Annotated in this window: 19 protein-coding genes; 12 read left to right on the top strand and 7 right to left on the bottom strand. The window is 53.0% G+C overall.

The features are described from left to right. The 9 genes from ACSPJT_RS09950 to ACSPJT_RS09910 all read left to right on the top strand — a co-directional run bounded on the left by ACSPJT_RS09950 (window position 1) and on the right by ACSPJT_RS09910 (window position 13,662). On the top strand, window positions 1-2,163 hold the full coding sequence (locus ACSPJT_RS09950; RefSeq protein WP_435892393.1) for a glycoside hydrolase family 95 protein: 2,163 nt from the start codon (window positions 1-3) through the stop codon (window positions 2,161-2,163). Between the two features lie 103 nt (window positions 2,164-2,266). After that, window positions 2,267-4,525 (top strand): glycosyl hydrolase family 95 catalytic domain-containing protein, encoded by a 2,259-nt coding sequence (locus ACSPJT_RS09945; protein ID WP_435892392.1) that lies wholly within the window; start codon window positions 2,267-2,269, stop codon window positions 4,523-4,525. Between the two features lie 47 nt (window positions 4,526-4,572). Beyond that, window positions 4,573-6,270: a sodium:solute symporter family transporter gene (locus tag ACSPJT_RS09940; protein WP_435892391.1), complete on the top strand. Its 1,698-nt coding sequence runs from the start codon at window positions 4,573-4,575 to the stop codon at window positions 6,268-6,270. Between the two features lie 125 nt (window positions 6,271-6,395). Then, a complete protein-coding gene (locus ACSPJT_RS09935; protein ID WP_435892390.1) occupies window positions 6,396-7,049 on the top strand; it encodes a PEP-CTERM sorting domain-containing protein in 654 nt (217 codons plus the stop codon). 351 nt (window positions 7,050-7,400) lie between these two features. Next, window positions 7,401-8,330, top strand: a complete 930-nt coding sequence (locus ACSPJT_RS09930) for a PEP-CTERM sorting domain-containing protein (RefSeq protein WP_435892389.1) — start codon at window positions 7,401-7,403, stop codon at window positions 8,328-8,330. Window positions 8,331-8,417: 87 nt separating this feature from the next. Next, window positions 8,418-9,206 (top strand): L-rhamnose mutarotase, encoded by a 789-nt coding sequence (locus ACSPJT_RS09925; protein WP_435892388.1) that lies wholly within the window; start codon window positions 8,418-8,420, stop codon window positions 9,204-9,206. Between the two features lie 74 nt (window positions 9,207-9,280). Continuing rightward, window positions 9,281-11,335, top strand: coding sequence for an alpha-L-fucosidase (locus ACSPJT_RS09920; protein WP_435892387.1), 2,055 nt, complete (start codon window positions 9,281-9,283; stop codon window positions 11,333-11,335). Window positions 11,336-11,347: 12 nt separating this feature from the next. Next, a complete protein-coding gene (locus ACSPJT_RS09915; protein ID WP_435892386.1) occupies window positions 11,348-12,823 on the top strand; it encodes a sulfatase in 1,476 nt (491 codons plus the stop codon). Window positions 12,824-12,840: 17 nt separating this feature from the next. Beyond that, window positions 12,841-13,662 carry an amidohydrolase family protein gene (locus tag ACSPJT_RS09910; RefSeq protein WP_435892385.1) on the top strand — a complete coding sequence of 274 codons (822 nt, stop codon included), beginning with the start codon at window positions 12,841-12,843 and terminating at the stop codon, window positions 13,660-13,662. 84 nt (window positions 13,663-13,746) lie between these two features. Here the strand turns inward: ACSPJT_RS09910 and ACSPJT_RS09905 are convergent, their stop codons facing one another. The 4 genes from ACSPJT_RS09905 to glmM form a co-directional block, all read right to left on the bottom strand. Continuing rightward, the gene (locus ACSPJT_RS09905; RefSeq protein WP_435892384.1) at window positions 13,747-14,526 is read right to left on the bottom strand and encodes a LamG-like jellyroll fold domain-containing protein; all 780 of its coding nucleotides are present in this window, start codon (window positions 14,524-14,526) and stop codon (window positions 13,747-13,749) included. 131 nt (window positions 14,527-14,657) lie between these two features. Next, window positions 14,658-16,493 (bottom strand): glutamine--fructose-6-phosphate transaminase (isomerizing), encoded by a 1,836-nt coding sequence (glmS, locus tag ACSPJT_RS09900; protein ID WP_435892383.1) that lies wholly within the window; start codon window positions 16,491-16,493, stop codon window positions 14,658-14,660. A gap of 64 nt (window positions 16,494-16,557) precedes the next feature. Further along, window positions 16,558-17,412, bottom strand: coding sequence for a hypothetical protein (locus ACSPJT_RS09895; protein ID WP_435892382.1), 855 nt, complete (start codon window positions 17,410-17,412; stop codon window positions 16,558-16,560). Window positions 17,413-17,425: 13 nt separating this feature from the next. Beyond that, window positions 17,426-18,772: a phosphoglucosamine mutase gene (glmM, locus tag ACSPJT_RS09890; RefSeq protein WP_435892381.1), complete on the bottom strand. Its 1,347-nt coding sequence runs from the start codon at window positions 18,770-18,772 to the stop codon at window positions 17,426-17,428. Between the two features lie 214 nt (window positions 18,773-18,986). Between glmM and ACSPJT_RS09885 the strand changes: the two genes are divergently transcribed. Together ACSPJT_RS09885 and ACSPJT_RS09880 are read left to right on the top strand one after the other, a co-directional pair. Continuing rightward, window positions 18,987-20,177 (top strand): hypothetical protein, encoded by a 1,191-nt coding sequence (locus ACSPJT_RS09885; protein WP_435892380.1) that lies wholly within the window; start codon window positions 18,987-18,989, stop codon window positions 20,175-20,177. Window positions 20,178-20,233: 56 nt separating this feature from the next. Further along, window positions 20,234-21,148, top strand: coding sequence for an AAA family ATPase (locus tag ACSPJT_RS09880; protein WP_435892379.1), 915 nt, complete (start codon window positions 20,234-20,236; stop codon window positions 21,146-21,148). Between the two features lie 60 nt (window positions 21,149-21,208). Here ACSPJT_RS09880 and ACSPJT_RS09875 read toward each other — a convergent pair whose 3' ends face one another. Continuing rightward, window positions 21,209-22,135 carry a hypothetical protein gene (locus ACSPJT_RS09875; RefSeq protein ID WP_435892378.1) on the bottom strand — a complete coding sequence of 309 codons (927 nt, stop codon included), beginning with the start codon at window positions 22,133-22,135 and terminating at the stop codon, window positions 21,209-21,211. Between the two features lie 164 nt (window positions 22,136-22,299). Between ACSPJT_RS09875 and ACSPJT_RS09870 the strand changes: the two genes are divergently transcribed. Next, the gene (locus tag ACSPJT_RS09870; RefSeq protein WP_435892377.1) at window positions 22,300-23,352 is read left to right on the top strand and encodes a peptidylprolyl isomerase; all 1,053 of its coding nucleotides are present in this window, start codon (window positions 22,300-22,302) and stop codon (window positions 23,350-23,352) included. A gap of 32 nt (window positions 23,353-23,384) precedes the next feature. Here the strand turns inward: ACSPJT_RS09870 and ACSPJT_RS09865 are convergent, their stop codons facing one another. Both ACSPJT_RS09865 and ACSPJT_RS09860 read right to left on the bottom strand, forming a co-directional pair. After that, entirely contained in the window at window positions 23,385-23,765 is a 381-nt protein-coding gene (locus tag ACSPJT_RS09865) for an acyl-CoA thioesterase (protein WP_435892376.1), read from the bottom strand. Between the two features lie 59 nt (window positions 23,766-23,824). Continuing rightward, window positions 23,825-25,981 (bottom strand): hypothetical protein, encoded by a 2,157-nt coding sequence (locus tag ACSPJT_RS09860; protein ID WP_435892375.1) that lies wholly within the window; start codon window positions 25,979-25,981, stop codon window positions 23,825-23,827. Between the last annotated feature and the right edge of the window lie 36 nt (window positions 25,982-26,017).

Below are 26,017 nucleotides of genomic sequence, written 5' to 3'. Positions count from 1 at the left end.
ATGCGTAATTTATTCCTCACCTCACTCGCACTCGCTCTAACAGCCAGCGCCGAATCCCATAAAATCTGGGACGACAAACCTGCCACCAACTGGGAACGCGAAGCTCTCCCCATCGGCAACGGCTCACTCGGCGCCATGATGTTCGGCGGCAAAGACGAAATCTACTTCCAGTTCAACCAAGACACCCTCTGGACCGGAAACGCCGACGACACCGGCCACTACCAAAGCTTCGGCAAACTCCGCTTCAAGTTCGACAAAGAGCACGAAGACATCAAGGAATACAACCGCACACTCGATCTCTCCGAAGCCACCCACGTCACTTCCTACAAATCAGGAAGCGATCTCTTCCTCCGCACCGCCATCTCCTCGAACCCAGCCGGCGTCATCCTCCTCTACGCCACATCCAGCAGAAAAGGTTCCTACACCGGCACTCTAACACTCATCGACGATCACGGCACTCAGACCGAAGGCATCTCAGACGACACCCTCCAGTTCACCGGAGCCATCAAGCAGAACGGCATGAAATACGCCGCTCAAGTCAAAGTCACCGTCGAAGGCGGCAAAGTCTTCAAAAAAGACAACACCCTCCGCATCGAAAAAGCCGACTCCATCAGATTCATCCTCGATGCCGACACCAACTACCTCGACGACTCTTCAAAAAACTGGCGCGGCACCGACCCTCTTCCCAAGGTAGAAAAAGACATCGCCGCAGCAGCAAAAGTAGACCCTAACCAGCTCCTCAGCGAACACATCGCCGATCACCAGAAATTCTACAAGCGCACCTCCATCGACCTCGGCACCACCGATTCGGAACTCGCCAAACAAACCACCTTAGCGCGCCTGCTCAACTTCTGGAAAAACAAAAACGACCCGGACTTCGAAGAACTCGTCTTCAACTACGGCCGCTACCTCCTCATCGCCTCGTCCAGAGAAGGCACACTCCCGGCCAACCTCCAAGGCATCTGGAACGAGTCTAACACCCCACCGTGGCGCAGCGACTACCACTCAGACATCAACGTCGACATGAACTACTGGCTCGCAGAAACCACAAATCTCTCCGAGCTCCACAAACCATTCTTCGACTACGTCACCGCCTACATCCCCCAGGCAAAAATCAACACCAAGAAACAATACAAAACCGACGGCTGGGCCATCGAATACGAAAACGGCATCCACGGCGGCGGCTCCTACCGCTGGAACCACTCCGGCGCATCATGGTTCGCCCAACAATTCTGGACCCACTACGCCTACACCCTCGACAAAGAATTCCTCAAAAATGAAGCCCTCCCCGTCTTCCGCGGAGTCTGCGAATTCTGGGAAGACTACCTTATCGAAAAAGACGGCCAGCTCATCTCACCCCAAGGCTGGTCCGCAGAACACGGCCCCACCGAAGACGGAGTCACCTACGATCAACAATTCGCTTGGGACGCCTTCACCAACTACATCGACACCTGCAAAATCCTCGGAGTCGAAAAAGAATACGCCGCCAAAGTCGAAGCCCTACGCGCCAAGCTCATGCCGCTCAAAATCGGAAATTGGGGACAACTCCAAGAATGGCTCCTCGTTGACCGCGACAAAAAACAAGAAGCCCACCGCCACCTCTCACACTTGGTAGGACTCTACCCAGGCCGCCAAATCAACTCCACCACACCCGAGCTCTACGCAGCCGCCAAGAAATCCCTCATCGCTCGCGGCGACGGCGGAGCAGGCTGGGCACTCCCATGGAAAGCCGCCCTCTGGGCACGCTTCAACGATGGCGACCACGCCCACCTACTCCTCACCAACAAACTCAAACCCATCCTAAAAACACCCGGAAAAATCCAGTCCGGCATCGATGGCACCTCACAGAACCTCCTCACCATCGTCTGGGGAGTCTTCCAGATCGACGGCTGCTTCGGCTACACCGGTGCCGCCGCAGAAATGCTCATCCAGTCCCACGAGCCAGACACCATCCACCTCCTCCCCGCACTCCCCAGCGCATGGAAAACAGGATCCATCACCGGCTTCAAAGTCCGCGGCGGCCACACCATCGACATCAAATGGGAAAACGGCGAACTCGTGAAAGCCAACATCAAAAAAGGCCCCGGCCCTGCACCCAAGAAAATCTGGGCCTTAGGAAAAGAGCTGTCTTTCAAAGACGCCCGACTCAACTTCAAAAAATAAATCAGCCCCATCCGGAATCTTGTTAGACGGCAGTCTGGGGAATGAGTCTCATGTTCTACCAATCAAAGACTCAGTTCTGTTAGTTCAGTAAAAAGACTCAAACATGAAAAAAGTCCTCACCACAATCACAGCTCTGGCTCTCGGTGCTAGCGTCACATTTTCCGAAGCCGATACCCCGCTGCAGGTGAAATCCCCAGCCAAGGACGCGGTGAACTGGCCGGAGTTCATGGCGAAGCAAGACATGCATTTTAACAGTCTGCCCAAGGACTGGAAACATGCGCCGCATTTTGGCAATGCCATGGTGGGCTCCATGATCTATCAGGTGGGAAATGGGATTCGCTTGGAGGTGTTCCGGGCCGACGTGCAAGATCACCGCGATGACAGCTACGGCTGGCCTGCGTATAGCCGTCCAAGGTTACAGGTCGGGCACTTCACGCTTCAACCCGTAGGCAAACTCACAGGCTGCACTTGGCATAAGAATCTCTGGAACGCGGAGATGACCGGCACGATCAAGACCGATAAAGGCGAAATCAAGATCCAGCATTTTACTCATGCCGAGGACATGATCGTCGCCACGGCCCTCACACCATCCGCCGGAGAAAAAGCATTCACTTGGACGTGGCATCCAGTCAAAGCCACCAGCACGCGCAGCGGCTACCCAAAAACCAAAGCCCAGATCCCAGGCTTCGCCAAGACTTACGGTCAGCACTATTTAAAAACTCTCAAAGTCTACAAACCAAACCCCGATGGCGAGCAGCGCAAGGTAAACGGCGTGTCTGTCTGGGTGCAGAATTTTTCAGCAGGCGGCCAGTATGCCACGGCATGGGCAGAGAGAAAGGTGGGCGATACCCGCATCCATTTGGCGAGCATCATGCACACCTATCCCAAGGAAACAGCGGCGAATGACGCCGTCGCCGAGGTGAGCAAAGCGATGAAGGTCAATTTATCAGACTGGCGTGAAAAACACTATCAATGGTGGCATGCCTATTATCCACAAAGTTTCGTAAGTATCCCGGATGCCAAACTTGAAGCCCTCTATTGGCAGACGATTTACCGCTTCGGCTGTATCTCCAGAGCCGGTCGTGGCTACGTAGACACACCGGGTCTATGGTTCAGAGGTGGCTCATGGTGTTACACCACTACGGACTGGAATATTCAGTCAGCGCACTGGCCGGTTTACACCGCCAATCGTCTCGATCAAGGTCAGGAGTTGTTAGATCGATTTCACAAATACAAAGCAAACCTGATCGCCGCCGTTCGGCCAAAAAAATGGCAAAAGGACTCTGCCTATTTAGCCATCGAAGTCCCCGGGGATCTGATTTCAAATCGGGAGCAAGACATGCGCTATTATGATCTGGTAGGTAATCTGCCATGGACGATGAGTAACTTCTGGTTCCAATACCGCTACTCGATGGACGATGAAATGCTGCGCGTGAAAATCTACCCGCTGCTAAGACGCAGCATTAACATGTATCTGAACATGCTAACAGAAGGGGAGGACGGTAAGTTACATCTGCCACCTACCTACTCACCGGAGACCAAGGTCTTTAAAGACTGCAACTTTGATTTGGCATTGTTGAAATGGGGTTGTCATACCCTGTTAGCTGCTAACAAAAGATTGAAACTTAACGATCCTCTGGAAGCACGTTGGAAAGAGGTGTTAGAAAGGACGGTCGATTTCCCTGCCGATGAGCATGGGTTCCGCTTGGGCAGTGATGGCACGTCCTCAGCAAGCCACCGCCACGCATCGAACCTGCTGATGATTTACCCGCTTCGCTTGGTTAATATCGATCAAAAAGGAGCCAAGGACGTGTTAGTGAGATCACATCGTCGCGCCAGTTCCATCAAGGGATTGCCAGCCATGGTGCAGACACACACCGCGCCGATGGCCGCCAACATGGGCATGGGAAATGAAGCGCTCGATGGTCTCAAAAAACTCCAAGGAAACCTGCACCCCAACGGTATGTGGTACAGCCCTCCGTGTTTGGAATCATCACTCGGAAACGCGAACATCGTTCAAGACATGCTACTCCAGAGCTGGAGTGATCCTACGCGTGAAGACTCTGAACTCATCCGCATTTTCCCAGCGCTCCCAGATGCATGGAAGGATGTGAAATTCGATAGCCTCAGAGCCGAAGGCGCATTTCTCGTCTCGGCCGAAAGAGCCGCAGGTGTCACCAAATGGGTCCGCATCAAAAGCCTGGCCGGCGAAATCTGCCGAGTCCGCCCAGGCATGACAGGCCAGTTCAAACTGACGAATAAATCCAAAACCAAACGAAAAATCTCGATGAACGAGGTCGCCAAAGGTATTTACGAACTTGATCTTAAGAAGGGCGAAGAGGTTTTATTGACAGCAGAATAAGGAAAATTTAACTACGACTCTCGCATTTTATCCAATCAACACACACCATGTATCAACTATCTAACATATTAGCTGCGGCTGGATCTGCGGAGACTGGCGCTTCAGGGGAAATCCAAGGAGTGGCCACGCTCGATGTCGTGATCATTGCGGCATACATTCTGGGCGTTGTCGGCATCGGTCTCTACGCAGGGAAGTTGATGAAAAAGAAATCATCGACGGGTGATAGCAAGGATTACTTCTTGGCCGGTGGAACTCTGAAATGGCCGATGATTGGTCTCGCGCTTTTCGCGACAAACATTTCCTGTGTCCACCTCGTCTCGCTCGCGCAGTCAGGGTTCGATAGCGGATTGCTCAATGGTAACTTCGAGTGGATGGCGGCATTCACCCTCATCCTGCTCTCCCTCTTCTTTGCTCCCTTTTACATCAAATCCAAGGTCGCCACGCTGCCTGACTTTCTGGAGAAACGATACAATCGTCCCTGCCGAGACATGCTGGCCGTGTTTTCTCTCGTCTCGGCCGTGATCATTCATATCGGGTTTTCATTTCTCACTGGCGGCATCGTCCTGAGAGATATTTTTGGAGTCGATATCTACGTTGCCATCATCGCCATCGCAGCTCTAACAGCACTCTACACCATCGTGGGAGGTCTGTTGGCGGTTGTGCTCACGGAAGCGATCCAAACCGTCATCTTGATCGCCGGAGCATCCATCATCACATGGATCGCCTACGATAAAATGGGCGGATGGAATGCCATGGTCACATCACTCGAGATGACCGGTGACACGGAAAAACTTTCCATGCTGCGTCCACACGGAGATGAATCCGGCATGCCATGGTATGCCATCATGCTCGGATATCCGGTGCTCGGCATCTGGTATTGGTGTGCGGACCAGACCATCGTCCAGCGTGTCCTCGGTGCCAAAGATGAGAACCACGCCCGTGTAGGCCCGATCTTTGCAGGCATCATCAAGATCATTCCGGTGTTCATTTTCGTGCTGCCTGGTCTCTTAGCCTACACACTGGCATCCACTGGAAAACTTGACCTCACAGCGCTGACTGATGCGGAAGGTGTGGTGGATTCCAAAGGAATCTACACCGCCATGATCACCCAGTTGCTGCCCATCGGTATCAAAGGTCTTGTGATTGCGGCCTTGCTCGCGGCATTGATGTCGACCGTTTCAGGTGCGCTGAACTCCATTTCCACCCTAACAGCTTTCGACCTCTTCAAGCGATTCAAGCCCGAGACACCAGACACGCAGCTCGTTTTCATTGGTAGAATCGCAGCCGCAGTGGCACTGGTGCTCGCCATCGCCCTTGTGCCCATGCTGATCAAAGCCCCAAGTATTTTCAACGCACTGAACTCCATCATCGCCCACATCGCGGCACCGGTAACCTGCGTCTTCCTGCTGGGTGTTTTCTGGAAAAAGGCCAACGCTTTTTCTGCCCAGTGGACCATGGTCATCGGTGCTGCTGCTGGAACCACCGCCTACTTCACGGACGCCTCCGCAGGCATCGCTGGTGGCTTCATGATGATGGCATTCTACCTGTTTGTTTTCTGTGTCGTAGTGCAAGTCGCGCTCACATTAATCTCAGGTCAAAAAGTCCCTCAATCATCAGCTGATCTTTGCTGGGATCATCCGCTCGACCCCGTGCGCCAGCCTGGCTGGAGCGGCATTGGTAACTACAAGTTCCTCTCCGTGCTGTTGCTGGTGATCATGGGCGTTCTCTATTACGCATTTAGATAGAAGGAGGTGTATTTTGTAAACCTATGTCCCTATTTGTAATCCATTTGTCTCACAATGGTATAGATTCTTTGGTTTAAAACGGTCAGAATCTGTTGCTCGTATTGGAATCTCATACGACAGCACACATGAAAACTACAATACTATTGATCACAGCACTCAGTGCTTTGACTGGTCTGTCACAGGCCGCAACCATTATCGCTGTATCCGCGACGTCTTCAAATGACGCAAATAACGGCACCTCATTTGGCGCAGGCGGAATTACGGCCCTCACAAACGACCCCTTCGCCTACAACCCTTTAGATCCGACCTCGACCTCGCCTGACAGAGCAACCCCAACTGGTGGTATTGCTACAGTGTTCCATGGAAATCACACGAATGGGCAGGACATTACCATCGAATTTACTCTCGCTTCCACTTATTCAGTTACAGCGCTAGAGCCTACGATCGTAGTTGATTTATGGGGACGCAATCACAGCGCTAGTGATTTAGACCGCGATAACGATATTACAGTCGAATTATTCAACGGGCTGACATCTTTGGGGATATTCCCATCGTTTGCTCTACCATCTGCAGCTCCACAATATGGCAGAGCAACCTTCAATCTTGCTCCAGGCACAGAAATCACTCGATTCGTCATCACTGGTGGCGATACCGACGGACAAGGAGCAGGCAATTACTTCACCCTAGCGGAAGTAGAAATGGCCGCAGTTCCAGAGCCATCCTCCACAGCCCTTCTTGGACTTGGCGGACTAGCACTCATTCTGCGCCGGAGAAAATAATCTACTAAGTCGTTTTTCAAAAGCGTCCAGCACACGTGCTTGGGCGCTTTTTTTGAATCGTGAAATAGAGTCATTTGAATACTAATTCGAAACGCATTCTTTCCATCCTCCTTACCTTCTTGTTCATTTCACACGCGGCCTTGGCAGTTTCCGAAGGCTGCTTTTGGCCCCCGATCACTGCTGATCGTGATCTTGACGGTGCTCTGTTACGTTTTCAGGTATTGGCCGCGTGAAGTGAAGTCAGCTAAAGCGGCGTATCGTCCTAAGATGCAATGCGTTTGTCTCAAAGTGGCATAGACTATTCGATTCAATATCGTCAGAGTTTCCATGTTCAATAGAAACGTCACGCACATGAAAACCAAACCATTCGTTACACTTTTAGGACTTCTGATCAGTGGCTCACTATCACAGGCCGCTACCCTTAATATTTCCCCTTTCGGCACAGCCACGCTGGTCGATGGACAGTTTGGGACGTCTAATGGTGTTGTTAACCCGCACGGAGGTATCGATGGTAGGACTGGAACCTTCTTTCACACTGGCAACGGTGGCACAGGTCAGTATTCCGTCGCGCTGGTTAAGGCAACAAATCTGAGCAGCATCGAACTCGTTAATCGGGGTGACGTTAATAATGGTCGTGCCGTAGGCGCTTTCGTTGAGGTTCTTGATTCATCCAATTCGGTCCTTTTCTCAACGACTATCGCAACGAATGCCGCGAGCTATTCGTTTGATAATGGGGGAGCTGGCTTCTTAGGTGCAGCCACATTGCGTATCTCTCACACATCTAATTTTTTACACTTATCAGAGGTGCGCGCATACGCTGACTCAGTGGCGACTGGCGTTTCGACAAGTGGAGCCGCTGCATTCGGTTTTCCCACCGTCAACGGCAATGATGGTGATTTTACGAACTTTACCCATGGTAACGACAACACCACTGACTTTTGGCAGGTTGATTTGGGCTCTGCGAAAAATCTCGACTGGGTTTCTATCCTTGGGAGACAAAACTTCGAGGAACGTACCAATCTTGCAACGATTACTCTTCTCGGTGCTGATGGTACAACGGTAATCGCATCAGACACCATCAGCGGACTGACGAATAACGGAGCAGGTGCTGGAAGTTTCTCCATGACCGATGGCTATCAGGGAGTGCAATTCATCAAAGTCGACGGAGTGAATTTTCTTCATGTTGGCGAGTTGGCTGCCATCGAGGCCGTGCCAGAGCCCTCCTCCACAGCCCTTCTCGGTTTAGGTGGATTGGCTCTTATCCTGCGCCGCAGAAAATAATCAGCTAAGTCGTTTTTCAAAAGGCGTCCAGCACACGTGCTTGGGCGCTTTTTTTGAATCGTGAAATAGTGTAAATTGAATATTGCTATGAACCGCATCCTTCCCATCTTCCTCATCACCATGTTTACCTCCTATTCGGCCTCGGCTGTTTCCGAAGGCAATGCCCCCATTGCTTTTGCTGCCGTTATCAAGGATCAGGCAGCTGCAGCAGCTGCGATCAAGTTGATCGAGAAACAGCACCTGCCACTGGAGAATGCGGGCATTGAGAACTTGCAGTTTTTCACTCAGAAAATCGCGGACAAGGATATCATTCTGGCCACCATGGACATGAATGAATCCGCACCTTCGAAGATTCCGGACAACGCATGGACTCAGATCACCGGTGCGCCCTTGTTCAAAGATGCCTTCGCTCAGCTCAATCAAAATCTCTTGCCGCATCCACGCAACCCTGGCACTGAAAAATCACCATGGGTTCGCGCTGAGACGATCTGTGTAATCCGCCCCGACAATGCCGCCCCGATCTCGAAAAATGATCACCCGTGGTATGCGGCAGTCACGGGACTGAAGAAGGAAAAGGAAGCCGAATACCGACTTCTCCACAACAACGTCTGGCCGGGTGTCGTCGATGCCATCGGCGCTTCTAACATCAACCGATTCGATATCTTCCTCATCGAGCTGGGTGATCCGGAAAAAAACCAACCGTATCTTTTTTACCTCTTCCAATACACCGGTAAAGACTTCGACAAAGACATGGCCGCACAATCTAACAGCCCAGTCAATCAACGCTGGTGGAAGTTCACCGATGCTTGCCAGCAACCACTCCCTGCAGCCGCTGCAGAGAAAAAAGTCTGGCTCGATATGAAAAAACTACCCTAGCCGTCGGGTAGGAACACAGTGTGAGGCTGTGGGTGTTTCGCCCTGACTTCAAAGTCGGCTCTCTCTATTTATCCATGAAATCTATCTTCACCTTATTCACTCTGGCATCCGCAATCTGTGCTCAGGAAAAACACACGCAATTCTATGAGCTGAAAGGCAACGAAACGGATGCTCAGAAACTGGAGATCGCATCCAACATTGTGCCGCATGCACGGCAGGTGACGTATCACAAAGAGGAGTTCATCGGCTTCATCCACTTCGGACCAAATACCTTCACAGGGAAAGAGTGGGGCAGTGGCAAGGAGTCGGCTGCCGTCTTCGCACCCAAAGTTGTCGATACCGATAACTGGTGCGAGAACATGAAAAAGGCAGGCATGACCAAAGTGGTGATCACGGTGAAACATCACGATGGCTATTGCACTTGGCAGACACGTTACAACGATGAGTTTTCGGTGAAACAATCACCGTGGAAAGATGGCAAGGGTGATGTGCTCAGACAGCTCAGTGAGTCGTGTAAGAAATACGGACTGAGACTCGGAGTCTACCTGTCCCCGGCAGACCTCTATCAGATCGAGCATAAAGACGGCCTCTATGGAAATCTTTCCAAGAAAGTAAAATCCACCATTCCCACCGAGCCCTCGACATTTAAAACCGACCCTACCAAACGTCGAGCCACACCAGGGCACACCGAGACTTTTGAGGTCATGGTCGATGACTACAACCGCTATTTCATGAACCAGCTGTATGAAGTGCTCACGGAATACGGCACCATCCATGAAGTCTGGTTCGATGGCGCTCACCCCAAGCGCAAGGGCGGTCAGACCTATGATAAAGAAGCATGGTTCAAGCTCATCAGAAAGCTCCAGCCGGAAGCGGTGATCTTCGGCGGGCCAGACATCCGCTGGTGCGGAAATGAAGCAGGCCATACGCGTGCTAACGAGTGGAACGTTCTTCCGGTAGCCAATCTCACCACGCTCTCAGGGCTGGATCGCACCGCACAGGATCTGGGTTCTGATAGTAAAGTCACCGAGGATCACATCACCGTGTATAAAAAAAAATATCCTGTCAGGTATCTCAATTACACCATCTCAGAAGTGGACACCTCGATTCGTCACGGCTGGTTCTGGAAAAATGACACCTCACAGCACACCAAAAGCACGGACTGGGCATTCGATTGCTACGAGCGCTGTGTCGGAGGAAATGCAGTCTTTCTACTCAATGTCCCGCCCACCACTGACGGAAAGTTTTCCCCGCGTGATACCAAGGTTTTGTTAGAAATGGGGCAGCGTATCAAGGCGACATACAGCGAGAGCTTAGCTAAGGGACACGACAATAAACCTCTCGATGACAAAAACCTCGATACCTACTGGCAACCGGCCAATCAGGACGATCACCTCGTCATCACCTTGCCTGAACCCAAGACGATCAACCGGTTTCAAATTCAGGAATCGATCACCAAAGTCGGTCAGCGCATCAAGTCTCACGCCCTCGATGCCTTCATTGATGGAAATTGGAAACAGATCAGTGAGCAAGGCGTGGTAGGATACAGTCGCATCCACAGATTCGCAGACGTCAACACCGCCAAGTTCAGAATCCGCTTCCTCGACTCCCGAGGCACGCCGAGCATCGCAGACGTAGCGGCATTCCACTACAAGGCTCCACCTGCCCAGCACTTGGTTCAAAATGAACTCCCGCGCGTTTCTAACAAAAACTGGAAAGTCACCGCCAGCAGCCAGCACAGCGGCTACGAAGCCAAGAATGCCATCGATGGAAACCCAAAAACATACTGGCACACTAGCTGGGAGAAGGGTCACCCGGTCCACCCTCACACCCTCACCATCGAACTTGCCAAACTCACCGAGATCAAGGGATTCACCTATTTACCACGTCAGGACAGACGGGTGCCTGATAGCATGATCGAAGCTTACGAGATTCAGACCAGCAAAGATGGCACCAGCTGGACCACCGTTATGAAAGGGGAGTTTGGTAATCTACTCAATGACCCAACCCAGCGCATCACCTTCTTTCCCAAACCCATCAACACCAAATACATTCGACTCAAATCCCTGCGCGGTGCACAAAACAAACCCTACGCAGGCGCTGCCGAGATTGAACTGCTAGCCAAGTAACCACTACCTCTCATGCTCAAAAAAATATTCCTACTCCTCACGCTAAGCACACCAATTCTAACGGCCGCAGAGAAACCGAACATCCTATTCTTCTTCGTCGATGACATGGGCTGGCAGGATACCTCCGTGCCATTTCACACCGAGGTGACTCAACTCAACAAAGACTACCGAACTCCGAACATGGAGAAGCTGGCAGAGAATGGCTTAATGTTCACCAATGCTTACGCCTGCTCGATCTGCTCACCCTCGCGTATCAGCCTCATGACGGGGCAAAATGCAGCACGCCATAAAGTCACTTGTTGGACCCTAAGAAAAAATGTTTCCCCCGAGCGTGGAAACAAGAATTTTTCACCACCCGAGTGGCCATTTAATGGACTTCAACCGATCGGTGCCAATGTAGAACGTACCACGGAAGCTACCACGCTGCCTGAAATTCTCAGAAAAAACGGCTATCGCACGATCCATGCCGGCAAGGCTCACTTCGGTGCCAAAGACACACCTGGTGCTGACCCATCCAATCTTGGTTTCGATGTCAACATCGCAGGCTCCTACATGGGCGGTCCTGGTTCCTATCACGGCGATAAAAACTTCTCAGCCAAGTGGAGAGGCGGCGGCACGGTTTGGGACATCCCAGGACTGGAAAAATATCATGGTCAGAAAATCAACCTCACCGAGGCGATCACACGTGAAGCGATTTCAGCGATCGAAAAATCCGTCGCCGAAAAAAAGCCATTCTACCTCTACATGTCGCACTACGCCGTGCACGCCCCCTTCGAGCCAGACCGCAGGTTTCTGCCGAACTACAATAACGAGAAATGGAACAATCATAAGAAAAAATACGCCTCGATGATCGAATCCATGGACAAGTCACTGGGTGATCTTCTAACGACCATTGACCGGCTCGGCATCGCGAAGAACACCATCGTCATCTTCATGTCAGACAACGGCAGCCCAAGAGAAAACCCGCGCAACCTGCCCCTGAGAGCACATAAGATAAGTGGCTACGAAGGTGGCACCCGCGTCCCATTAATCATCCATCATAATTCCCTAACAAAACCAAAAACGCGCACAAACACTCCGGTGATCATCGAAGACATTTTCCCCACCATACTCGAAATGGCCGGAGTGAAAGAGATCCCCAAAAGTGACGGACTATCGATGAATCCCATTCTGGACAATACGGAACTCGATCGCTCAAAACGGCCGCTCATCTGGCATTACCCCAACCTCTACGACATGCCCCCGCACTCCGCCATCAGAGTGGGGGATCTAAAGTTGATTTACTGGCACACGAACCAGAAGATTGAACTCTTTGACTTGAAAAACGACATCGGAGAAAAGCAAGATCTAGCAGCGAAGCGACCCGAAGTGGTCAGCCGACTCGCCAAACAGCTTTCAGATGACCTGCGTAGCAAGAAAGCGCTGATGTTGACCAACAAAAAAACCAAGCAACCTGTCCCCATGCCGGACAAGGCACTTTCCCGCTAGCTACCAACTAACCGATCATGATCGACTCCCACCAACACCTCTGGAACTACACCGAAGCCGAGTTCTCCTGGCTCGATGCTTCTCTAAGAAAATCCTTCCTTGCCGATGATCTGGAAAAAACGCTCAACGGCACTGGCGTCACAGGAACCATCGCCGTGCAGGCGCGCTGTTCTCTGGAAGAAAACGATTTCCTCATCGCCCAAGCGGAGCAAACCAGTCTCATCAAAGGCATCGTCGGCTGGGCGGATCTAACAGCTGAAGGCACGGAGGAAACTCTCGACCACTTAGCCGCTCAGCCCCTCATCAAAGGCATCCGAGAAATCACCCAAGGCACGGAGGATGATCAGTTTCTTGCCAATGATGCCTTTCACCGAGGAGTCGACTTGTTAGGTGCGCGTGGTCTTACCTATGACCTGCTCATTTTCGAAAACCAACTCGAAGTGGCGGACGCATTCGTCACCCGTCACCCAAACCTTCCAATCATACTCGACCACTGCGCCAAACCCTCCATCCGCCACGATGCCTTCCCTGAAGATTGGGCCACAGGCCTGAAAAAAATAGCCAAGCATGAGAACCTGCTCTGCAAACTCTCCGGCCTACCCACAGAAATCCGCGACGGCTCAGAGTGCACTGCAGAACTACTGCGACCCTACTTCGACACCGTCTTGGAAGCCTTCGGACCATCACGCATCATGTTCGGCTCCGATTGGCCAGTCTCCCTCGGAGTCACTCCCTACCAAAGCTGGTTGGAAACAATCACGGCATTAGTCAGTGAACTCTCCAAAGACGAGCAAGACTTCATTTTCCAAAAAACGGCGACGGTGTTTTATCAGGTGTAATTCCAGCTGATAGGAGACGACAAAAAACCGCCACATCTTGACAAGACATGGCGGTTTGATTGAAAAAGCGGTTGCTGATGATGACTACTTTCTGCGGCGTAAGATCAGCGCCATCGCACCTAGTCCAAGTAGGGCTGTAGATGATGGCTCGGGCACGCCTTGTAGAGTGTTGAGGATGGCTGTGGTACTATCACTTGGATCGAAGGTTACGACGCGGCCTTCATCGAGATGCCCATCGAAATAAGTTCCGCCACCTGGGGTCACTACCATGTGGCCTGATCCGAATACGGGAGTTCCTCCCCAAGTTCCAGTTTGGGCTGCTCCGTCGATGTATAATGTAGTCGTGCCGCTCTGGCGGATGAGGGCCAAGTGCACCCATTCATCAGCTACGAAACTACCCGAAACACCTTGAGTGCCTCCAATCCAACTGACACCGTGCGCGCTCGCGCCCCATCCGTTGTTATTCAATGTGATTTTGAGAGTGTTGTTGGTATTGGTTCCCAACTGAAATGCAACACCTCGGGTAGCCGTTGTGTTACTGGCCGCTCTGGCAAATATACCAAAGGCGAAATTATCCGCAGGTAGACTAGTGAAATCCGCACCAAACCAGCCCTTGCTGGTGTCCGCGGTGCTGATGTAAGCAGTTGATCCGGGCGCGAATACTCCAGCTGTCTCGACCGTAGCAGTCCCTGCGCCAGACGGAGCCGTGAAATGAGCGCTGCCGGCGCTGTCTTGAGGGATCGTGTCAGCGCCGCTGAGACTGCCCGCTTCACCAAGGTGATACTCGTGTGCAAGAATGACGGCTGCATGACTTGTGAGAGAGCATGCACCAATGGTTAGGATGGAGAGAAGTGTGTGTTTCATAAGATTACTGCTGTATAAATGCGTCGCCTATACAATCATGTATGGCCATACGAGTCAAAGAGAAATTATTCCCAACTAATATGGGTGAATGGTTTGTCTAGAGCTTTCCAAATGGATGACCGAACAGGGGATCATTCCACGGTCACACTCTTGGCCAAGTTCCTTGGCTGATCGATGGCGCAACCTCGGATGCGGGCGACGTGGTAGGAGAACAGCTGAAGTGCGACGGCGGCCGGCACTACGGCGGTGTATTGCGGGCAGGCGGGGATTTCGATGACGTGATCGCAGGTCTTGCGGGCTTCTTCATCGCCTTTGGTGATGACTCCTAACACGGGAGCGTTGCGCGCCTTGCATTCGGCGACGTTGCTCAGGGTTTTATCCTGGCCGGGGCCTTGGTTGAGTAGGGCGATCACTGGCATGGATTCTTCTAACAAGGCGATGGGGCCATGCTTGAGCTCGGCGGAGTGGTAGCCCTCGGCGTGGATGTAGGAAATTTCCTTGAGCTTGAGCGCACCTTCGAGGGCGACGGGGAACATGTAACCACGGCCGATGTAGAAGGCATTGTTGTAATCGGCGTAATGTTTGGCCACCTCGGCGATCTTGTCGTTGCAGTCTAACACTTGCTGGACGAGTTCAGGAAGGCGTTGGATTTCCTTGGCAATTTGAATGCCTTTTTCACGCGAAAGCCGGTGGGCGCGCGCGATTTTCAGGGCGATCATCAACAGCACGGAGACTTGGCTAGTAAAGGCCTTGGTGGAGGCGACGCTGACCTCCGGACCGGCGTGAAGGTAGATGCCACGGCCGGTTTCTCGGGCGATGGTTGAACCGACGACGTTGACCAGGGCGGCTACCAGTGTGCCCTTGTCCACGGCCTCGCGCACGGCGGCGAGGGTGTCGGCCGTTTCTCCAGACTGACTGATGGCTAGCACCAGATCGCGGCTGCCAACGATCGGGTTTCTGTAACGAAATTCGGCGGCTTGTTCTACTTCCGCGGGGATGGCGGCGAAGTCCTCGACGGCGTATTCACCGATCAGGCCAGCATTCATCGAAGTTCCACATCCTACGATCAGCAGGCGCTGGATATCGACTAGTTCGCGAGGTGTTAGATTGAGGCCGGAGAGAATGGCGGTGCCTCGGTTGAGGTCTATACGGCCGCGGATGGTGTTGCGGATGGCTTCCGGTTGCTCAAAGACTTCCTTGAGCATGTAGTGCTCGTAGCCGCCTTTTTCGGCAGCATCCGGTGACCAGTCGATCTCCGAGGTCGCTCGTGTGACGGCGCCGCTGTCGAGACTTTCGATATCCACTTTAGACCCTTCAATTCGGGCGATATCGTTATCATCGAGGTAAATGGCCTGACGGGTGTAGGTAATGATCGCGGAGGCGTCTGAGGCGACGATGGTTTCGTCCTCACCCAGGCCAATTACGATGGGGGAGCCGCTGCGGGCGACTACCAGAACACCGGGTTCATCTTTGACCATGCAGGTGATGCCGTAGGTGCCATCGACTTCTTTGAGCGATTTTTTTACGGCGGCTAACAGATCTCCGTCGTAGTTCACCTCCACGAGGTGGGCTAGGACTTCGGAGTCGGTCTCTGATTTGAAAACATGGCCTGCTGATTTGAAACGTTCGCGGAGGGCGTTGTGGTTCTCGATGATGCCGTTGTGGACCAGTACCACACGGCCCTCGTTTCCTTCGTGGGGGTGGGCGTTGAGGGTGGTGGGCGGTCCGTGGGTGGCCCAGCGAGTGTGAGCGATTCCGCTGTGGGAAAGTGAGAGGGTGTCCTTTTCACCATCTACCAGATCGGAGAGGCCGGAGACTTTACCACTTTGTTTTCTAACAATGATACCGCTCTCACCTGATAGCGCGATTCCGGCGGAGTCATATCCTCGGTATTCGAGCTTTTTAAGTCCGCTGATGAGAACGGGCATAGCTGCCCGTTTGCCTGTGTATCCTACGATTCCGCACATGGTTTTTTAGTTATTGGGATTGGGTATTTGGAAATGGGTGAAGTGTGCCGCTGGGGCGGCAGAACTACGTGATATCGCGTTGGACGGTGTCGTTGGGTCTTGTTGACGAGTTGGGGGCTAGTTTGCGGCCTGGGTAGATGGCTGTTAGAATGCCGGTGTGGGTGCCATCGCCGATGATGGCTCCGAATTTGCGCCGACCGGTGTCGAGCAGGCGGCCGTCGATCATGCTTTGATGATTCGCGCCGTCGTGACGTAGATTGGACGTGATGGTGCCGGCTCCGAAGTTGACCTTGTTGCCGATGACGGAGTCGCCGACGTAGCTGAGGTGGCCGACCGATGAGCCGTGACCCACGATGGAGTTCTTGATTTCCACCGCTTGGCCGATGTGACAGCCGTCGCCGATCGTGGTGGATCCGCGCAGGTAGCAGTTAGGGCCGATCTTGCAGTTTTTGCCGATGACGATGTTGCCCTCAATGACAACGCCGGGCAGGATCTTGGTGCCTTCGCCGACGTGGATGTGGCCATCGATGTGAGCGGCGGGGCTGACGTTGCCTTGGATGTCATCGTGGTCGAGTGCGCTGACGAGCTGCTCGTTGAGGCTGATGAACTCCCAAGCGTAGTTGAGTAAAAAAGATTGCTCGGAAGCAGTGACCTCGGTGCCGGCTTTGTCACCGATCCAAGCCAAGGTGTATCCTTGCTGGGACTTGAGAACGGCAGGTTGCTCGACGTCGCAGAGTTTTTTCCAATCGGCCTCGGTCACCCAGGCGTTGTCATACTGCTCGGCATTCTCGATATCGACGGCATTTTTCTGCTGAAGTCCTAACAGGCTTTTGCCGGCGATGAGCTGCTGACCACATTCGCTGTCTTGCAGCAGTGGCCACCAGTTGGCTTCGAGTGAGTGATGGATGGTGAGGCTCATGGCTAAATCGATTTTACGCTCCGATGGTTCCTTTGATCGCGGCAGCGATGAGGTCGGCCTGTGTCTGTGCCAGCTCTGAGTCTGAACACTCGGTGAGCACGCGGATTTTACGCTCGGTGCCGGAGTAGCGGACGAGCACTCGGCCTTTTTCCGCGAAGGCGGCTTCCGCTTGTTGGATAGCTTTGTGGATTTCCGGCACTTCTTCGATGGGTGGTTTCTCTGAGACATCGAGTGCTAACAGAACCTGTGGATAGATGTCCATGCAGTCGGCAAGCTCGGAAAGTTTCACATCTTTCTCACGCATCATGGAGAGCACCATGAGCGCACTCATGATTCCGTCGCCCGTGGTGGCGTGGTCGGAGTAGATGATGTGGCCAGAATTTTCACCGCCAAGGTTGTAACCTTTTTCGCGCATGCGCTCAATGACCAGACGATCGCCCACGCCGGTGGTTTCCAAGGTGATACCGTCTTTTTCCAAGGCATCACGCAAGCCGAGATTACTCATGACGGTGGCGACCAAGGTGTCGCCCTGAAGCTTGCCTTTCGCTTTGAGAGCTTTGGCGCAGAGGCAGAGAACGCGGTCGCCATCGATGATCTGGCCAGTTTCATCACAGAAGATGACTCGGTCGGCATCCCCGTCGAGACAGATGCCGACGTCGGCACCGTGCTCGATCACTGCCTTGGCGGCACGTTCCGGGTGCAGTGCGCCGCAGCCTTCATTGATGTTGCGACCGTCAGGTTGGGTGGAAAGTTTGATCACTTCAGCACCAAGTTCTTCGAAGATTAGCGGGCCGACGTAATAGCCTGCTCCATTGGCGCAATCGACCACGACCTTGAGGCCGCGCAGAGAATTGGCACCGGCGGCATTTTTGGTGAATTCGATGTAGCGCCCCATGGCATCATCGATGCGGATGGCTTTGCCTAAGTCGCCATCAGGCTGGGAGAGTTCATCGGCGAGGATGAGTCTTTCAATTTCCAGCTCCAGCTCGTCGCTGAGTTTATAGCCGTCGGGTCCGAAGATCTTGATGCCGTTATCTTGATATGGATTGTGAGAAGCGGTCAGCATGATACCGGCGTCGCATCCCATCGAGCGAGTCAGGTGAGCCACCGCTGGAGTCGGAGCAGGTCCGGTCAAAAGCACTCTCGAGCCTTCTGAAACCAATCCGCTGGTGATGGCAGTCTCCAGCATGTAGCCTGAGAGGCGGGTGTCCTTACCGATGACGACCTTATGGCGTTTGTAACCATCCGCCTGCAAAACACGGGCAACAGCGCGGCCGATTCTGAGGGCGACTTCTGGAGTGATGGGAAATTGGTTGGCAATGCCACGGATGCCGTCGGTGCCGAATAATTGCGTGCTCATGTTTGTGTTGGTGAAAATTGTTACCTGAGGCGGAAAAATGACACCTTCGGGTAGGGTTGTAAATATTAAGTTCAAAAATAAATGAACAAAGTGTCATGATAGGAATTTACCCAAAAACGTCCTTGTGAGTCGACTCATGGCAGTCGTTCTGTAGATTGATTCAACAACGTATAGGCAAGAAAGGTCGCCTCTGCACGTATGGAATAAGAACAGTATGAAAAAATCACTCCTCATTCATGCCATTTGGGCGGTTATCGCAATGATAGCATTTGCCATTGGAGCTAAGCGTTTTACCGACGGTGCATCCACGGAGTCTGCCAATTCCGAGGCAAGGTCAGGATCTCGTTATGCAGATAGGATCAAGGCGAAGTCGGGCGACTCTTCACTCCGGGCAACGTCGCGCAGCAACCGAGCGACAAAGGACAGCGGAGCCGGAAGTGCAGGCAGAGTCAATCTTACGGAAACTGGCATCAAGTCACTGGGGCATCTGCTTCAGACCAGCACTGATCCCATCGAGAGACGGATCGCATTTTCCAAATTGCTCGAAGGTCTGACAGCGGAGAACGCCATGCTGATGCGAGAGCAGATCACTCACATGTCTGATAGATCCGATGAGTGGCGGGAGTTCCACTATGCTTGGGGTGCGCTCGCGGGTGAAGTTGCGGTCAAGTTTGGCCAGGACAGTGAAAAGAGAGACATGGCGGCATGTTTCAGTGGCTGGGCGGGTGCTGATCCACGCGCCGCTCTGGAATGGTATAACAACCTCCCGGATGACAGGAAAGGGAGTAACGATCTCAAATGGGGCGCCGTTTATGGCATTTCCAACAACGATCCCATGATAGCAACGGATTTTGTGCTCAGTCTTTCTGAAAATGGTGACAAAGACGCTGGGAAAATGATCCATCTTGTGGCCGCCTCGATTCTGCGTTCAGGAAATGTGGTGGAAGCGGCGAGCTGGTCGGAGAACCTACCCGAAGGAAAATTGAGGGACACGGCAGTGAGCCGTGTGGCGCGTGAGTATGCTGGTGAAGATCCTGTGAAAGCCGTGGCTTGGCTGGAGTCCTTGCCCGATAGCAAAGGGCAATCGAAGGGGATGGACGAGGTGTTTTCGCACTGGGCGAGACGTGACTCCGAGGCTGCTGCGAACCGAATCAACCAGATGGCGGAGTCGCCCATAAGGGACTCAGCTGTGAAAGGCTACTCAGAGCGTATTGCCCGTATTGACCCTGCCGTCGCGATTGACTGGGCGAGCACCGTTGCCGATCCGAAACTGCGTGGTGATATGTTAGTGGATTATGGGCGGATGTACATGCGCCGTGATCGCGAGGCTGCCAGCCGATGGTTGTCTAACAGTAATCTTTCGCCCCAGCAGCAAGAGCGGATTCAGTCATCCAAAAAACGTTAGTGTCACGGAGTCTTTGATTGATTCGTGGGTGAATCCTGCGAGAGTGGCGGCGTATTATGCCTATCAGGAAACTTCACGATTTGCAGAATAGGCTCACCACGGCTGTGTTGGGTGCTCAAGAAGCAAGTGGTTTGCTGCTTACGGCTCTGCTGGCGAAAGGTCACGCTCTGATAGAAGGTGCGCCTGGAGTAGGAAAAACGGCTCTGGCTCAAACGCTGGCCAACGGTATCGGCGGAACGTTCAAGCGGATCCAGTTTACCCCCGATCTTCTACCGTCCGACATCCTCGGCTACCACCTCTACAAGCAGCACAACGGTGAGTTCGAGTTCGTGCCCGGCCCGGTGTTTTCCAACCTTCTGCTGGCTGACGAAATCAACCGGACATCTCCGCGTGTGCAGTCGGCACTGTTGGAAGCGATGAACGAGGGGCAGGTGAGTATCGATGGCTCCACCCGCGAGCTACAGAACCCATTTCTGGTGGTGGCCACTCAGAACGTCACTTCTTCCACCGGCACCTTCCCGCTTCCCGAGCCTCAGCTTGATCGATTTTTGCTCTCCATTCCGATGTCGCTACCGGATGCTGAAATCCAGCGCAACATTCTCGATGCTCATGCCGCGGGTGAGATTAATGGAGCCTCGCGCGATCCATTGTTAGAGCCTGCGGAAATCATCGACCTTCAGAACCAGGCGGCGCAGATCCCCGTCAGCAAAGCACTGAATGCTTACCTCATTGATCTCTGCGAAACCGTGCGTCGTGCTGCGGGTGGAGGACATACGATTTCCGTGCGAGCCTCATTGGCATTGATGCGCGCCGCCCAGGCCAGCGCGTTCCTAGACGGTCAGTCCGCCGTGCATCCCGATCATGTGCAGGCGATTTTCCCTCACGTCATGCGTCACCGCTTGATTCCGGACGACGGCTCGTCGCCCGATCCCATTCTGCGCACAGCCATCAAGGAAACCCCGGTTCCATAAAAAACGTGCCACCGCCGGCGAGGCGATGACACGTTGATTATGAAAAAAACCTGATGTTTGTTAGGCAGCTTCAGGAACGGCCTCTGGAGCAGGTGCTTTTTTCACTTCAGCGGCCTTGGGAATGTCCCAGGCAGTGAGCCAGCGGTGGCCGGTTTTCTTGTAACCATCCTTGAGCATGCGCTTTTCCATGTCAGGGAAGTGCGCGGCGCCGTAGAAAATACCGATTTTCTTTTTACCGGCTTTCGCTTGGGTATCGAGCACTTTGAGACAGGCGATGTTGCGGTCGCCGATGATGACGCTCTCGCCCATCATGCCACCCATCTGGTCGCCAGCGCCGCCGAGGGTATCGACGAGTTCCAGCTTCATCAGGTTGGCATTGCCGCTGAGCATTGCGGTGAGGAGTTTGGCTGGGTCAGGCTGATTGGCACCGGCTTTGCCGTTTTGTGCGTTTTGCATGGCAAATCCTAGCAGAGACTCACCTTTTTCGGCCTGGAGTTTTTCGAACTCAGCGAGTGAGAGATCTGCGTGCACGAAGTTCTTGGGTGTGTAATCGATGCCTTCCTTTTGGCCTTGGAGTTGGAGGAATTTGCCGACCATACCGTAGACATTGCCGAGCATCGCCATCATCGGGTCCTTGGCGTCTTGTTTCGCGTCATCTGCTTTGCCTTCCTTCATCTTGTCGCCACCGACCATTTCAAAAAGAAGTGACTCGTAGTTGGTGAATTCCTTGTTGAGTTGGGTGTAATACTTGGCATCCGCAATGTGGATGGCACCGATCAGATCCACCGTGACACCGTCCTTGACGTAGGTGGTGATGCCTGTCTGGAGGCGGACATTTTTATCATCGCGATCGACACGGATGAACTTGGTGGCATTCGGGTCTTTGGCGGCAGGTTTGTCCGCTGCTTTTTCGGCGGCAGGCGCTGCTTCTTGGGCAAATGCGGGCATAGCGCAGGCGGCGAGCAGGGCAAGGATAGTGGGTTTCATGGTCTCAGTATGTTGGTAGTAGGTATGATATCCATCGGGTAAGACCGACGGATCATGTTGTAGTTCGTGAGCGCGGATGGGGGGATTTTTTGTCTGAAAAATGATATCGTGGAATAACGATGTTGCCGTCAGCGTCACGGACGATAGATTCCGGCATGCTGAAAATGAGCCAATCCTTTGTCATCCGCATGACCTTGTGGTCTGTGCTGGTGCTCTATATGATCTGCGATTTTTTCGTTTTCAAAGGCCCACTGCAGCAAGAATTGAAGGTGATGTTCCGCTCACCGGCCGATGAAGCTGCGCGGGCGATGTCGCAGGGGATATGCGCCAAAGTTTGGAACGGGCCGATTTACCGTAGTCAGGTCGACCGCCGGGTGCAGGAGAAACTCTGGCGCACCGGGCGCGATCCGGAAAAGCTCAGTGAGCAGGAAATGAAACTGCAGCGCTGGGCGGCTCTGGATGAACTCATCGACGAGGCAATCCTCCGTATCAAAGTCAGAGTGAACATGGAAGACGCTCCGGTCTCGGAAGCTGAAATCGATGCAGAAGTCGCCCAGTTCGAGAAACGCTTCGCCACGGCCGAAGAACTCGACAAGGCGCTGGCCGCACAGGGTATTGAAGACCGGAAGGAACTTCGCTATCGGATCGCAGCACGTATCCAGCAGGAAAAATATGTGCAGTTCAAAATACGAGACGCCATCGCCGTCAGTGATGAGGACGTGAAAAAGTGGTATGACGACCACAAAGAGGAACTGAAAATGCCAGAGCGCCGTCGAGCTAGGCATATCTTTCTAGCCACGCTCGATCATCCGTCTGATGAGGCCAAGGCCACTCTTGAAGGGCATCTCGAAAGACTCAAAAAAGGAGAAACGGACTTTGCCAAACTCGCCGCCGAGGTTAGCGAGGATGAATCTAACAAAGGTAAAGGCGGTGACTTAGGCTGGATGCGAAAAGCCCGGCTGCCAGGTGACTTTGCCGCAGCTCTTTTCACCCTTCCGGTAAAAACACCGACACTTGTCAGGACAAAACTGGGCTGGCACATCCTTGAGGTGACCGAAGTCAAAGCGCCGGAGCTTTTGCCATTTGAAACAATGAAGGAGGAGGTCAAAACGGCCCTCATTGACAGTCGTCGCGAGGCGGCGGTAAAACAGTACCGTCATCAACTGCGGCTCATCAACAAAGATAAGATTGAGATCTTTGAGCCGATGATGGAGTAACAGATGGCATGCAGAGGTTTTCGCTCAGCTCGTCAGTTGCATTGTTGTTTTTCAGGTAGCGTCTTCCCGTGTGGGCAGGGTTTTCCTTCAGCGTCCAATTTCACGAAGACAATTTTCTCGATGGTGAGAATATCCTGTTTGGTGTTCTTGTTTCTGGCGAGGCATCGCATGGTAATTGAGGACGTGCCGAATGCGATCGCTTCGAATCCTATCTCGACGACATCGCCAAATTTGGCAGAGCTGACGAAGTTGATTTCAGAAATAAACTTGGTAACCATGCTTTTGCTGTCCACTTGGCACATGGCATAGATCGCCGCCTCTTCATCGATCCAAGCTAACAGCCTGCCACCGAAGAGAGTGTTGTGTGCGTTGAGATCCTCGGGCTTGATCCACTTTCTGGAAAAGAACTTCATGTGGCGGGCTATGCATCTTGTGTGCCAAAATGTCAAAAACACTGACACCGATGACACCATTACTTCAGATTGCGCAGCAGATTCTCTCTTTGGCTCTCGGTCACATCGGCCCGCATGGCGGCTGCGCGAGCTTCTTTGGGATTGGTTTTATTCCACTCACGCAGTGCGTATGAAATCTGGCTGTATCGCGATTGTTGATTACTGAGGCTATTTGCCCAGGCAAAGGAGGTGGAAGGATCTTTTTGCCGAGTCGCTTGAATGACATAAGCTACTCCGGCGTCTCTCGCCTGACCGTCGGGGAGAGTTTCAATCCACTGAGAGGCGCGTTCCATGTCCGCCGGCACCCATTGAGATGCCAGTCTGGCGACGGCATAGTTCTGCAGCTTGCTATCCGGGAGCTTGCCTATCCAGTCGGCAGCTGATGACGGGTCGGATTTTCCCCAGTTTGATATGATGTTTCGGGAGGCATTGTTGATTGAGTTAAAGTCATTGGTATCGGCATTTGCCATCAATCCCTCGAGAGTTTTTGCTGCTTTTTTTGGATCATTATTCGCCATGTTCCCGATCACATTACACATGGCTTGGACCCGTTCTCCTTTTCCTAAACCCTCTGCCCAGCCCAATGCGGATTCAGGATCTTGCTGAGACCATGAGGAAGCAATTGACGAAATGGCTGATGTCCGCAGCTGGCCATCAGGGATTTCATCGAGGCGACGTAAAGCTGCAATGGGATCGTTGGCACTTAAACGACTCAAGGCGGTGCAAATGGAATGGTTCACATTGCCACTACTAGGTTGCTTCAAGGCCAGATCGAGAGCTGCCTGAGGATCATTTCTAGACAGGTAATTGACGATGTTAGAGAGTGCGCCATCCGTCTTGTCTTCATCGGGTAACGATTGATAAATCTCCAGAGCGCGTTCGGGTGAAGAGTAGGAGATCGTATTGATCATTACCAGTTTCATCGATGAGCGCTCTTCTTCCGTGTAGTTAGCCAGTATGTTTTCAGCTTCAGCCAGTGAGTAGTGGGACATACGTTGAGAGAGCGCGGTGATTGCTTCCTTTCGCAGACTTCCTTCCGGAAGTCTTTGGATCAGCTTGTTAATTTGTTCTGCATTGCTAGAGGAGCCTGACATGTAGAAAGCGGGGTTGCCGAATGGAACACTACTGCTTCCTAGTAGAGACTTGATCGCTGTGGCTTGGTCAATTTCATCGGTTATGGCAAGGGCCCGATCCATGGCACCATCGAAGTCCCGGTCGATCAAAGTTTTAAAAACGGCAGAAATACCTGCCCGCCTGCTGGTATCATCGAGTCCGGATAACAGAGTCAGAGCTGCGTCCGGATCTTGCGCGGCTACTCCCGCAGCAACGGAGCCCAAAGCTCTGTCGCGGTCCGCCGCGTTTTTTAGAGATCCTGCCCAAGCGAGAGCTCCTTTTCGATCCTGCCCAGCCCAGATCGTGGCTAGCGCGGAAATGGCTGAAGCCTGCATGGATTTGGGTAATTGACCGATTCTGGAAGCCGTTGCGACAGGATCATCCACCGCCCATTCAGAGACGGCGCTACCGATGCTGTTAGCCATCGACGGATTTGCCTTCACCTCTGCGAGCCAAGCGTCCGGATGTGAGATGGCCATCGTGGAAACGATACTGTATTGAAGCGTCCGCCGCAGTGTTGGATCCTGAACTTGGCTAAGCATTTTTTTTGCGTAGTTGGGATCAAGTTCAGCCATGCTACCGAAGATGCTGGTGAGAGAAGTCTGTCGGAAAGAGCTTTGTTTGTTAGAAAGGGCGAAAGCCAGCGCGGCCTCGGGATCCACCTGAGCCCAGCGAGAGCAAGCCATTTGAATTTCCAGCTGGTATGAGTAGCCCGGAGTCGCTGCTTGGGTGGTCGCGAGATCCTCAATCAGTCGTGCTAGCTCAAGCCCGTTCATGGCTGCCAGAGCTAGCTTGGCTTCTGATGTGCCTCTTTGAATATTTCCCCCGCTTCGCTTGAAAATAGCGCGTAGGTCCGCTGCTGTGGTGATGGCTTCCTGACCAGCTCCCGGGAGAGATACTCTCGGTGCCTGACGGCGTGGAGCTCTGGTCGTGGATCTGGTGGGAGGCTTGGCTGCGGCCTCGTCATCGTCACTGGCAGAAGAACTCACACGGCCAAACCAAAAGGCAAGACCGAGGGCGGCGCCAATCGCGATCAGTTTGATCAGAGATGATTTTTCTGCCATGAAAACATCATGGCAGCCCTGATAGAGTTAGCAAGT

The organism is Oceaniferula spumae, from assembly GCF_042849255.1.
Classification (GTDB): Bacteria; Verrucomicrobiota; Verrucomicrobiia; order Verrucomicrobiales; family Akkermansiaceae; genus Oceaniferula; species Oceaniferula spumae.
Note: the sequence above shows the minus strand (reverse complement) of the source record. Positions and strands in the feature narration are given on the sequence as shown.

Coding starts and splice junctions, on each gene's coding strand:
- ACSPJT_RS09915 (WP_435892386.1), top strand. CDS start 11,348: ATGCTCAAAAAAATATTCCTACTCCTCACGCTAAGCACACCAATTCTA.
- ACSPJT_RS09950 (WP_435892393.1), top strand. CDS start 1: ATGCGTAATTTATTCCTCACCTCACTCGCACTCGCTCTAACAGCCAGC.
- ACSPJT_RS09930 (WP_435892389.1), top strand. CDS start 7,401: ATGAAAACCAAACCATTCGTTACACTTTTAGGACTTCTGATCAGTGGC.
- ACSPJT_RS09875 (WP_435892378.1), bottom strand. CDS start 22,135: ATGAAACCCACTATCCTTGCCCTGCTCGCCGCCTGCGCTATGCCCGCA.
- ACSPJT_RS09880 (WP_435892379.1), top strand. CDS start 20,234: ATGCCTATCAGGAAACTTCACGATTTGCAGAATAGGCTCACCACGGCT.
- ACSPJT_RS09945 (WP_435892392.1), top strand. CDS start 2,267: ATGAAAAAAGTCCTCACCACAATCACAGCTCTGGCTCTCGGTGCTAGC.
- ACSPJT_RS09860 (WP_435892375.1), bottom strand. CDS start 25,981: ATGGCAGAAAAATCATCTCTGATCAAACTGATCGCGATTGGCGCCGCC.
- glmS (WP_435892383.1), bottom strand. CDS start 16,493: ATGTGCGGAATCGTAGGATACACAGGCAAACGGGCAGCTATGCCCGTT.
- ACSPJT_RS09910 (WP_435892385.1), top strand. CDS start 12,841: ATGATCGACTCCCACCAACACCTCTGGAACTACACCGAAGCCGAGTTC.
- ACSPJT_RS09940 (WP_435892391.1), top strand. CDS start 4,573: ATGTATCAACTATCTAACATATTAGCTGCGGCTGGATCTGCGGAGACT.
- glmM (WP_435892381.1), bottom strand. CDS start 18,772: ATGAGCACGCAATTATTCGGCACCGACGGCATCCGTGGCATTGCCAAC.
- ACSPJT_RS09905 (WP_435892384.1), bottom strand. CDS start 14,526: ATGAAACACACACTTCTCTCCATCCTAACCATTGGTGCATGCTCTCTC.
- ACSPJT_RS09935 (WP_435892390.1), top strand. CDS start 6,396: ATGAAAACTACAATACTATTGATCACAGCACTCAGTGCTTTGACTGGT.
- ACSPJT_RS09925 (WP_435892388.1), top strand. CDS start 8,418: ATGAACCGCATCCTTCCCATCTTCCTCATCACCATGTTTACCTCCTAT.
- ACSPJT_RS09870 (WP_435892377.1), top strand. CDS start 22,300: ATGAGCCAATCCTTTGTCATCCGCATGACCTTGTGGTCTGTGCTGGTG.
- ACSPJT_RS09895 (WP_435892382.1), bottom strand. CDS start 17,412: ATGAGCCTCACCATCCATCACTCACTCGAAGCCAACTGGTGGCCACTG.
- ACSPJT_RS09885 (WP_435892380.1), top strand. CDS start 18,987: ATGAAAAAATCACTCCTCATTCATGCCATTTGGGCGGTTATCGCAATG.
- ACSPJT_RS09920 (WP_435892387.1), top strand. CDS start 9,281: ATGAAATCTATCTTCACCTTATTCACTCTGGCATCCGCAATCTGTGCT.
- ACSPJT_RS09865 (WP_435892376.1), bottom strand. CDS start 23,765: ATGAAGTTCTTTTCCAGAAAGTGGATCAAGCCCGAGGATCTCAACGCA.